The sequence below is a fragment of the Paraburkholderia sp. J63 genome (assembly GCF_905220245.1).
Taxonomy (GTDB): domain Bacteria; phylum Pseudomonadota; class Gammaproteobacteria; order Burkholderiales; family Burkholderiaceae; genus Paraburkholderia.
On record NZ_CAJMZF010000090.1, the window covers coordinates 1 to 10399 of the forward strand.

The window sequence follows — 10399 nt, forward strand, 5'->3', positions numbered from 1 at the left end:
AAGAGAGAACATGAATCCGACGGTAATCGGGCGCCGGCCCGTTTGCATCAGCTTGCGTGTCACGTTGTCGATAGCGGCGATGTGATCCGCGTCCACCGCGTGACGCAGGCCGAACGACCATGCGAGCAGACTCGTTCCCATCAGCAGCGGATAGTGATGAAAGGCGGCAAAGGCCCAGATCCACGCGCCGACGTTGAACGCGATCAGCAGCGCGTAGAGCGCACCGATTTTCTGCTTCATCTGCCCCTGTTCGTCGCCGAACAGCGCCCTGATCAAGTGGGTCATTTCATCTCCGTCCGCTTCTGATTACAGAGCCTTGCGTAGTGACATGGGCTGCCCTGCATCTCTCGTTTCAGCGTCGATAATACCTTTTCAAAAATAGCTCACATCGTCTATGGCGTACCATTGACTCACCATGAACCCCATTTCGACGCGGAAACCACCATGCAGCGCATCACAATCACGATTGACGACGAACTTTTGACGTCGGTGGACGACCTGATGGTCGAGCGCGGCTACACGAGCCGTTCTGAAGCGTTTCGCGATCTGGTTCGCGAGCATCTGGTGCGGCAGCCGCTGGAACAGGTTGGCAAGCACTGCGTTGCAACGCTGACCTATGTCTACGATCACGCGACTCGGGACCTGGCGCGGCGAATTACCCACGCACACCATAATCGGCATGACCTGTCGGTCGCAAGCATGCGCGTGCATCTCGACCATGAGAGCCTGCTTGAAGCGTCGGTCCTGCGCGGTCGCACCGAAGACGTGATGAATTTTGCGGATGGCATCACCAGCCAGCGCGGCGTGCGTTTTGCGAAGCTGCACACAATACCTGTACGGGTCGAACGCGCGCGTCACCATCATGGCGATGCGGCCGAACGTCACGACCATCTGCACGTGTGAACTACGCTCGGGCTTCCGGATGCGCGATCTCCGGACGAGTGTTCAGATTGAGGACAATCGCGTGAGGCTCCAGAAAAGCCATCCTTGGCCGCCCGGAGACCTTCGCGACGGTCTCCCTCGAAATTTCAGGAACAGGAATCGCCAATGATTCGAGTATCCCCACTCGATTGTATTCCATTAACGTCCGTTAAATGGTTGAGTGGCACCCGAATATCGGCGAATTGAAAGATGAATAAATGCGGGACGAAACGTATTAAATTCAATTGTCTCTTCAATATCCGCAAGCGATAACAATTTCGTGACATCAATAAGTATCGGCCAAAGGCGAGGACACCTTCGATGCTTTCGATGATTCAACAGAAAATTAGCTGCTTCTCGCTGGCGAGGACGTCGCCTAACAGACGACACGTCGCCGTGCTTGCGAGTTTCTTCGATTTGCTTTTTGGCATCTAGCTGATATCAGCTTGCGCGGGAAAGTCCTATCCTCAACAATCTCGCTCCACGCTCCAACTGATCAAGATGGTCAGCCCACGCTTGCATCATCTTCTTTCGGACAGGAAGATACTCAGCGAAATTATAAGCGCCACGGACCTCATCTCTTTCGCCGTGTGATAGCTGCCGCTCTATTGCATCCGGGTGCCATCCCAGCTCGTTGAGTAATGTGGATGCAGTGCTGCGGAACCCGTGACCCGTTATTTCCTCTCGCGTATATCCAAGCCTACGAAGAGCGGCATTCACTGTGTTCTCGCTCATTGGCCGGGAACCGGTTCTAACACTGGGGCAAAGATAACGTCCATGCGCAGTTACCGAGTGAAGATTCCTTAGGATTGCTAGAGACTGTGTCGAGAGCGGCACGATGTGCTGTTCTCCCATCTTCATCCGGGCGGCAGGGATGCCGCCACTCAGCATGGTCCAGGTCGAATTCGGACCACTCTGCCTTTCGAAGCTCGCCCGGGCGTACAAAGGTAAGAATCCCGATTAGCAATGCGCATTTCGTTTCAAAGCCACCTACATAGTCCCGGATCGCGCGCATCAGTGCTCCAACAGCTTTCGGATCCTTGATCGACGCGTAGTGCTGTTTCGGTGCTGAGGTCACCACCGAAGCTCTTCAGTCGGAAGAGGCGGCTCTGACGTCGGGCGGCTGGTGCTCGGCTGACGCGTGACTATTAATGCATATCACTGAATTGCCACTTTATCAACACAACATCCATACTAAAATTCTAATTCAATATTTCGACATCGAAAATGTCTTTATTTTTCAGTTCAATTTCCGAAATTCATTTTTTGAATTTATTTTTTCAATACCCATTCCCGCGTCGATGGACCGTTGAAGCGGCCCTGCGGGAGACGGACCACCCATGCGTTAGGCCCATCTCTTCGTTGGCGCAAGGCAACGCACGTCACAGTCAACGTGTACATCAGTAGCTTATATGGCAGCTCCCGTCACATCGGCTTCAGACCACCTCAGATTCTCGCCAACGACGATTTCGCCCTTCGGACGTTAACGGCGCTCACGCTTCCCCGGGGCAAGTCAGGCGACGATGGTTTCACTTACGGCAGACCTCCCGATGCGGATCGCGTTTCGTTTACTTACGCCGATAGATCCACATACATGTAGCTCTGCAAATAGTCTGGTTCGTTGGGGCCTGAAAACATTGGTGGCAGCGCGGCTGGCACCAGCGTACGCACGGAGGGCCAAAACTTGGCCTCGACACGCAACAAGACGCCGCTGATGATCCGCTTTCCGACAACGTGTCACGCACTCCGCCATCAGAATTGGGGGATGTCGCTGATGGGCGCATACCTACAACGAGCGCATGTCAGCAGGCAAACTGGCCTGTTTCGATCATGCGACCGTGGCAACGAAGAGCATTCCAATCCGGATCGCTGCGTGCTCCAAGCGCCCGCTGTCGCCGTTCGCCCCCACGCCACCGATGAGTAGAGAATGGTCCACCGGCAAGTCGGAAGATCCTTGCGCCTTCTGAGCAAATGCGTGCATTCTCGGCCGGGCCTTTGCGAACGTTCCAAAGTGACGCCGCCACATCTTGAGCCAGCCGCCCTCGACCCAGTTGGAATCAGCTTTGTTGTGGGCAATGCACGACAAGCGCCAAAGCGTGTGCGTGATATTGGAATATCGGCTTACCCTGCGACGCTATCCAGCGCGGCGGCACGAATGAGCCGTGTCTCCTGTGCGGTGATCAGATGACCCGATGCCTTGAGATAGGCCGGGAAGTCTGGATGCGTATCGCGTGCAAGGCACCGGCGTTCGTAGTCTGCGAGGTCATCATACCCCCAGAGGTGGGTGAACTGGTTCTGCTGCCCGACCAGACTTGTCCAGAAGCCGAGCGGATGTCCCAGCGTCTCGAGCAGGATTGGCATGGCGAGCCTGTCGAACACCTCGATAAACTCGGGCATCTTGCGTAGGGCAATTGTGTAGATCCGGAAATCCACGAGGGGCTTTGCCAGATACATCGGGCGGTGGCTCATGCGTGCACCTTCTCTTTGCTGGTCGTGGCCTTGTTGGCGATGGCATTACCCGTGACATAGCCGAACGTCATGTTGGGCCCGTGGGTGATGCCGGCGCCCGGATAGTTGCCGCCCATCACGCTGCTCCGGTCATTGCCGACCGCGTAAAGGCCATCAATCTGGCTGCCATCGGCCCGCAGCACCTCGCCAGTGACGCTGGTGCCGAGGCCGTCGAACGTACCCAGATCGCCCATCACGACTTTCACGGCATAGAAGGGGCCGGTCGCGATCGGCGCCACGCAAGGATTGGGCTTGTTGTCCGGATCGGCGAGATAGCGATTGAACGATGTGCTGCCGCGATGGAATGCCGGATCTTCGCCACGTCCGGCATCGAGGTTGTAGGCGTGAACCGTCTTGTCAAGCGCATCAGGAACAATCCCGCAATTGCGCGCGAGCTCGCCAATCGTCTCGCCCTTGACGAGGTAGCCTTTGCGTAGCAATGGCCCTACCGGCATCGGCGCGGGCTTGGCATAGCCCAGTCCATACTTGCCGAGCGCTACCTTATCGCAGATCAGCCACATCGCCGTCTCGCGCTCGCCCTCGCAGGCGCGAATCAGTGCCGCGCCAACATCGTGGTAGGAATTCGATTCATTGGTGAAACGTCGACCGCTGCGAAGCACGCCGATTACACCGGGCTTGTAGCGATCAAGCAGATGCGGGAATACGCCGGTGCGACCCTTGCCAAAGGGCACCTTCGAAACAGGCATCCAGGCCGACGCATCGGAGAAGCCGAGTTCCACGGCACCGCCCACCTTCTCGGCCATGCTCAGCCCGTCGCCCGTGTTGCCGACAGGCGTGGGCGAGAGATGCTCGCCGCCGCGCTTCACATGCGGATAGACCTGCGCGATGCGCTTGAGGTCGTGCGGGAAACCGCCGCAGGCCAGCACGACGCCGTGTCGCGCCGTGACGCGCAGGTCGCCGTCCGCTGCCTTCGCGCGCACGCCAACCACCTTGCCGTGCTCACTCAGCAGTTCCTTTACGGGCGTCGAAGTGTGGATCGGAATGTCGATTGCCAGCGCCGACTTCGCGAGCCTCGCAGCGAGCGCGTTGCCGCTTGTGACGTTGATTCCTCGCCGGTAGAGCGCCAGTTCCTTGAGGTGCGTAGCCAGACGCCGGGCCACGTAAAGAAACGAAACAAGGGACTTCGTCGCGCGGAAGAAGTGCTTGAGGTCCGCGTTCGAGGAATTGAACATCATTCCCATGAAGGTGATCGTTTCGAGCGGCGGTTTGAGCCGTTGCATGTCCTTGCCCAGCCCGCGAATGTCATAAGGCGCGGCGAGGATCGAGCGGCCGATGTCGACGCCGCCCGGCGCGTCCGGGTGATAGTCCGGATAGAGCGTGGGCACGAACTTCATCTCGGTCTCGCGCTCGAAGAAGTCGACCATTTTCGGCCCGTTCTCGATAAAACACTGGACTGCGGCAGCATCGTAATTGCTGCCCGTCTCGCTCATCATGTATTCGCGCACGCGCTCGACGGTGTCAGCCGGATTCTGCTCCCGGCCATATTTGCTTAGCGGAATCCACAGGACCCCGCCCGACAGCGCGGTGGTCCCGCCGAACACGGGCTCCTTCTCGAGCACGATGACATCGAGGCCGCGCTTCTTTGCCGTGATCGCGGTGGCGAGGCCCGCGGCGCCCGATCCGACCACGACCAGGTCGCAGGTGATCTCCTTGGTCATATTCAGTCTCCTTGTCGTTATGGCGTGACGGCGCTCACGCGGCGGGGGTGGCGTTGAAGCCGGGGCGCGGAACCATGTCCATCAGCATGCAATCGAGCCCGCCGTCGACGAGCACCTCCGCGCCGTTAACATAGGCAGCGAGGTCAGAAGCGAGGAACAGCGCCGGGCCCGCGAGATCGTCCGGCTCGCCGATGCGGCGGCTCGCGGTGGCGGCGGCACGGCGCGCCTCGAAGCCGGGCTCCTCGTAGAACTTCGCGGACAGCGCAGTGCGGATCATGCCGGGCAGCACGCAGTTGCTGCGTACACCGCGCGGGCCCCACTCCGCCGCCAGTTGCCGCGAGAGCAGCAGCACCCCCGCCTTGCTTGGGCTATACGAACCGCTATGGGTCTGCGGATTGAGCGCCGCAATCGAGGCTACGTGGACGATGCTGCCCTTGCCTGCCGCCAGCATGTCGCGCCCGAACGCGCGGGCACACAGAAGATAGCCGGTGAGGTTCACGGCGATGGCCTGGTTCCAGTCCGCGATCGAGACCGTCTCGAGCGAGCCGGCGCGCAGAAGTCCCGCGTTGTTGACGAGCACGCTGACTGGCCCGAGCGCTGCGCGAACCTTGTCAGCCGCTGCGGCAACCGAAGCTTCGTCCGACACGTCGCAGCCAATGGCCTGCGCCACTGCACCGGACTTCCGAAGTTCGGCGGCAACCGCTTCCGCGCCGTCAAGATTCCGGTCCACCAGCGCCACATGTGCTCCGACGCTGGCGAAGGCGCGCGCGATGCCGGCACCAATGCCACTACCCGCACCTGTGACCACGCAAACCTTACCGTTCAGGTCTAGCCCGTATGGCGCCGAGGTCGGTGCGCGATTTTCAGATTCCTGTCCCATGTAGTCATCCTCCGTAAAATATTCCGTGCAATTACGCTTGCTGAAATGGATATCGCCATTGAACGCCTGGGGCGCCTGTGGAACAATGGACAGAGATCACATAGAGCAGGACATAACGTGCATCATGGCCCATGACCAGAAGCGCCGCCGGACCGTTCAGCATTTCGCGCTCTATGGCGCGGAGGCCGACCCATCCTGGGTCGACATGGTGCATTACGAACGCATTCCCCTGCGTGCCGGCCGTTTCGACTTCGACATCGAGCCGCACGTCCACGATGCGCTGATCCAGGTGCTCTACGTCACCGCAGGGGGTGGCGAGACCTTCATCGACGGCAAAACCTGGGCAGTTGTTGCGCCATGCCTGATCGTCGTGCCAGCTCGCTCGGTCCACGGCTTTCACTTCCGCAGCGACATCGACGGTCACGTCATTACCGCCGCCCAGTCAGCACTGGAGTCGCTCGCGATGGCGGCCGCGCCCGAGCTGCTGGAGTTCATCCGTACACCAACGTTGCTGTCAATCGACCGCGAGGTCGAGCGGGGCATATCACTGGACACACTGTTTCAGTCGATCGGTCAGGAGGCGGAGAGCCACGAACGCTGGCAATTCACGGCAGGCGCGGCACTGACCATCGCCCTGTTCGTCAAGATCGGGCGCCTCAGCGAGAGCGCCCGGCTTTCAGCCAGTTCCGAGCAGCGGACCCTGGCGGCGCGGATCGAACGATTCCGCGCGTTGCTCGACCGCCATTGCCGCGAGCGGCGGCCCGTCGCCACCTACGCCACAGAGATGGGCGTGACCACCGGCCAGCTCTCCCGCATCTGCCGTGCCGCCTTCGGGGTTCCGGCAATCGAGGCCATCGATGCACGCTCGATCCATGAAGCCAAGCGGCTGCTCGGCTATTCGACGCTCAGCGTGAAGCAGATCGCCAGTGAACTGGGCTTTCAGGACGAGGCCTATTTCGGTCGTTTCTTCCGCAAGCAGACTGGACTGCGGCCAACCGAATATCGCTCTGCGGCCCACGACCGATCCTGGCCGGGTGAAAGAAAGGGAGCGGCCTGACCCAGACTCGCCCCCCATGCGGTTTAGCCCGACGACCCGCCCAGCTTCACGAACAGATGCTCCGGCCCGGAGTTGGTCAGATTGTTGCCCCGCACATACTGGATCGGCCTTGCCGGATCGAGCGCAATATCGCCGATCCTGCGGGCCAGCGCCTTCGTCGCGATCAGCGTCTCCAGCCTGGCAAGCGGCGCCCCCAGGCATTTGTGCATGCCGTTGCCGAAACCCAGATGTCCGCTGGAATCGCGGTCGATGTCGAACGCCTCGCCGTCGGCAAACTTGCGGCTGTCACGGTTCGCAGCCGACAGCAGCAACCGCACCACCGCGCCCTTGGGCAAATCAACGCCCGCCACCGTAGTCGCCTCGGTGGTGATGCGGCTCACGCGCTGAACGGTGCCGCGATAACGCGCTACCTCCTCGACGAAGCGGTCCGCGTCGGCGGGATTTTCGCGGATGCGTCCCAGCAGATGCGGCTGTTCGGCAAGCATGCGAAAAGCGTTGGCGACAAGAATCGTCGTCGTGTCATGCCCGGCGATGAAAACGAACGCGCACAGCTCCTTCGCTTCCTTTTCCGAGAGCAGACCGTCCTTCCACATGCGCGCGATATGCCCGCCGATCGACTGGCTATCGGTGAGCGCGAGCCGCTCCATTGCTTCCTTCAGGTAAGCGAAGAAAGCCTTCGCGCTCTGCTCGTCGGTGCCGGTTCCCGGCGCGTTGCGGGCGAGCCGGCCGAAGTAGCTAAAGGTCTCGTCCGACCAGAACTTCATCTTCTCCTCGTCCTCGTTCGGCACGTCGATCATCGTGGAGATGGTCGAAATGCTGAGCGGGATGGCGAAATCATTGACGACGTCACCGCCGCCTTTGGCGATCATCGCCTCGAGCAGATGCTCTGCCCTGTGCTCGATCTGCCCGATAAAGGGATCGAGCGACAGCGGCAGGAATGACGGCTGGACGACCTTGCGTAACCGCGAGTGGTCAGGCGCGTCGAACAACGTCAGGAAGGTCAGTGGTGGCGGGCTGACGACCTCGGAGGAAAACAGCTTCGGGTTGCGGATCGCCTGGTACACGTCGTCATAGCGCGAGAGAAACCACACGTCCGAAGTCGCCGACTGGCAACGCAGCACCGGCGCATGCTCGCGCATCCAGCGGTAGTGCTCGTAGGGGTCGCCTTGCGAGCCGTCGTCGACCACCTTGAACGGCTCCAGTCCGTCGGGCCAGTCGAGTTCGTGTGAGTAGGCCGGAAGCGTTTTGGCCGTGAACGGGCAAACCTGAGAGGCGCTCTGCGGCACAGCGATCGAGGGCACAGTGGGCACGGCGACCGTCGGTGCCGCCTTCCCCAGTGCCATGCGCTCCAGCGCACGGCTCATCGTGGCCTTCGAATGGAGCGCATGCAGCGCAATCACGTCTCGCGCCTTGTTCAGGTCGCCCAGTTCAAAGGCGGCAACAATGTCCCGGTGCTGCTGGACGATATCGCCGACGATCTCGATCTGGTCGGTCAGCGCGCGCGCGATGAAGTCCTGCACAGCCAGTTGCCGGTACAGCGCGATCAGCTGGGCGTTGCCGGACGCCTCGATCGTGAACAGGTGGAAGGCGTGGTTTGCGTCGATGTAGCGCGCCACGTCGGTAAAACGCTGCCCCGACACGAACGGCGCCGTTGCCTCGGCAAGCTGGCGAAATCGGATCAACTGCTCACCCGACAGTCGGCCCATGGTCAGTTGCGCTGCCCCCAGTTCGAGCGCCATGCGCAGGTCAAAGGCTTCATCGACATCAACGGGCGCGATGCGCTCCTCGCCGGTCTGGACCACGAGGCCGGTGCCAGAGAACTTCTCATAGTAGAAGTTGCGCGGCGTCAGTCCTTCGGACGAGAGGTAATTACGCACCGCATCAACCATGGGCGGCGGCCCGCAGAGATAGACATCCGCATCGCCATCGTTGAGCTGGGAGGCGACGATGTGGTGGGTGACGTAGCCTTTGTTGGGCCAGGCGCTTTCGGGGCTGGCGACGGTGCAGGCATAGGTGAAGTTCGGCAGGCGCTTCGCATAGGCTTCGAGCCGGTCGACGCCAACCAGATCCTCATCGGTGTTCACGCCCAGGATCATGTGGATCGGATACGGGCTGCCGCCGTCCTGGACGATCTTGTCCAGCATCGAGAGGAACGGCGCGAGGCCCGTGCCACCCGCCAGGAACAGCACCGGACGCTCGATGGGGCGCAGGTAGAAGCTTCCCATCGGGCCGCGAAATTCGATTTCGTCCCCTGCTTGGGCGCTTTCGCACAGCCAGGTCGACATCGCCCCTTGACGCACATTGCGCACAAGGAAAGACAAATGAGGCTCGGACGGCCCCGAACTGAAGGAATAGGACCGTGTCTGATCGGTTCCGGGCACCTGGATGTTGACGTACTGCCCAGGAAGGAAGCTGAGATCCGCGCGGTTCTCAAGTTCGACCGAGAAGGCAATCGTGCTGTCCGACGCGCGCTGGCAGGCGACGATCCGCCCCCTGTGGGAAGCCGGCCCGGTGCCGGAGACATCGGCGTTCGTGGCGATCTGGATCACGCAGTCGGAACGCGGGCTCATCTGGCAGGTGAGCACCTTGCGCTCGCTCGCCTCCTCCTGGCTGAGCGCATCGTCCACGCAGTCGCCCAGCACGTAGTCGCCCGACTCGCAGACTGCCTTGCAGGTGCCGCATACACCATCACGGCAATCGAGTGGAATATTGATTTTGGCGCGAATGGCGGCATCGGTGACGCGTTCGCCCTCCTCGCACTCGATGAAGCGGGTCACTCCGTCCTCAAAACGGAGGGTGATCTGGTGGCTCATGGCGTTGTCTCCTCTGGAGCCGCCCGGACATACCGCTTCGCTGGCCGTATGTTCGGGCGGTGGCGCGCGAGATAACCTTGGTTCTCGCGAGCGCCCGGTGGGTTTAATGACAACAATTTAGAGCCTGAGGCTCATTCCCCTCAATGGACAGAGATGACGTTCGCCCGGACAAAACGTGCATAGTCATGGATGCAGTCTGTCCCAGGCAGCCTGGACCTCATCCGCCTTTTCGAATGTGCCGCGCTTCGGGGTCGCTTAATCAGCAATCCTCTGTCCGCTGTTGCCGCCTATTGACCGAGTCAGACCGCCGGACCGGGTGACCGCCGAAGGCATGGCGCCATCTGATAAATAAGCGCGCATTTCTCTTCTGCCATTCCCTTGTGCTCCGAAGAGGAGGCCACATTCAAATAGAGACTGTTGCATCCCCCCGCTATCGGGTAAGTATTCCGGCCGCTCGGCAAGGTATGGGCACAAACCGCGCGCTGCGCCGTTGCTGGCTCACGGGACGGAGGCCTTTACTACTACGTTTGCTGATGCTACC

General features: G+C 60.7%; 7 protein-coding genes and 1 pseudogene. 2 read left to right on the top strand and 6 right to left on the bottom strand.

The annotated features are described in order from the left end of the window. Nucleotides 1-285 (bottom strand): annotated as a pseudogene (locus tag U5775_RS38125) (HoxN/HupN/NixA family nickel/cobalt transporter); the annotation flags it as partial. Between the two features lie 159 nt (nt 286-444). Between U5775_RS38125 and nikR the strand changes: the two are divergent. Beyond that, nucleotides 445-903: a nickel-responsive transcriptional regulator NikR gene (nikR, locus tag U5775_RS38130; protein ID WP_322063301.1), complete on the top strand. Its 459-nt coding sequence runs from the start codon at nt 445-447 to the stop codon at nt 901-903. A 459-nt stretch (nt 904-1362) separates the two neighbouring features. Here nikR and U5775_RS39600 read toward each other — a convergent pair whose 3' ends face one another. From U5775_RS39600 to U5775_RS38145, 4 genes are all read right to left on the bottom strand, one after another. Further along, nucleotides 1363-1812 (bottom strand): tyrosine-type recombinase/integrase, encoded by a 450-nt coding sequence (locus U5775_RS39600; RefSeq protein WP_415913760.1) that lies wholly within the window; start codon nt 1810-1812, stop codon nt 1363-1365. A gap of 1230 nt (nt 1813-3042) precedes the next feature. Then, nucleotides 3043-3390, bottom strand: a complete 348-nt coding sequence (locus tag U5775_RS38135) for an NIPSNAP family protein (RefSeq protein ID WP_322063302.1) — start codon at nt 3388-3390, stop codon at nt 3043-3045. Next, nucleotides 3387-5129, bottom strand: a complete 1743-nt coding sequence (locus U5775_RS38140) for an FAD-dependent oxidoreductase (protein ID WP_322063306.1) — start codon at nt 5127-5129, stop codon at nt 3387-3389. Before U5775_RS38140 ends, U5775_RS38135 begins: the two co-directional genes overlap by 4 nt. A 13-nt stretch (nt 5130-5142) precedes the next feature. Then, entirely contained in the window at nt 5143-5988 is an 846-nt protein-coding gene (locus tag U5775_RS38145) for an SDR family oxidoreductase (RefSeq protein WP_322063303.1), read from the bottom strand. A gap of 124 nt (nt 5989-6112) precedes the next feature. On the opposite strand from U5775_RS38145, the gene U5775_RS38150 reads away from it, so the two are divergent. After that, nucleotides 6113-7045, top strand: a complete 933-nt coding sequence (locus U5775_RS38150; RefSeq protein WP_322063304.1) for a helix-turn-helix domain-containing protein — start codon at nt 6113-6115, stop codon at nt 7043-7045. A 23-nt stretch (nt 7046-7068) separates the two neighbouring features. Here U5775_RS38150 and benC read toward each other — a convergent pair whose 3' ends face one another. Next, nucleotides 7069-9858 carry a benzoate 1,2-dioxygenase electron transfer component BenC gene (benC, locus tag U5775_RS38155; protein WP_322063305.1) on the bottom strand — a complete coding sequence of 930 codons (2790 nt, stop codon included), beginning with the start codon at nt 9856-9858 and terminating at the stop codon, nt 7069-7071. Nucleotides 9859-10399 lie beyond the last annotated feature (541 nt).

Excerpts from the sequence above, each read along its gene's own strand:
- benC (WP_322063305.1), bottom strand. The coding sequence starts at position 9,858 with ATGAGCCACCAGATCACCCTCCGTTTTGAGGACGGAGTGACCCGCTTC.
- nikR (WP_322063301.1), top strand. The coding sequence starts at position 445 with ATGCAGCGCATCACAATCACGATTGACGACGAACTTTTGACGTCGGTG.
- U5775_RS39600 (WP_415913760.1), bottom strand. The coding sequence starts at position 1,812 with ATGCTGAGTGGCGGCATCCCTGCCGCCCGGATGAAGATGGGAGAACAG.
- U5775_RS38135 (WP_322063302.1), bottom strand. The coding sequence starts at position 3,390 with ATGAGCCACCGCCCGATGTATCTGGCAAAGCCCCTCGTGGATTTCCGG.
- U5775_RS38150 (WP_322063304.1), top strand. The coding sequence starts at position 6,113 with ATGGCCCATGACCAGAAGCGCCGCCGGACCGTTCAGCATTTCGCGCTC.
- U5775_RS38145 (WP_322063303.1), bottom strand. The coding sequence starts at position 5,988 with ATGGGACAGGAATCTGAAAATCGCGCACCGACCTCGGCGCCATACGGG.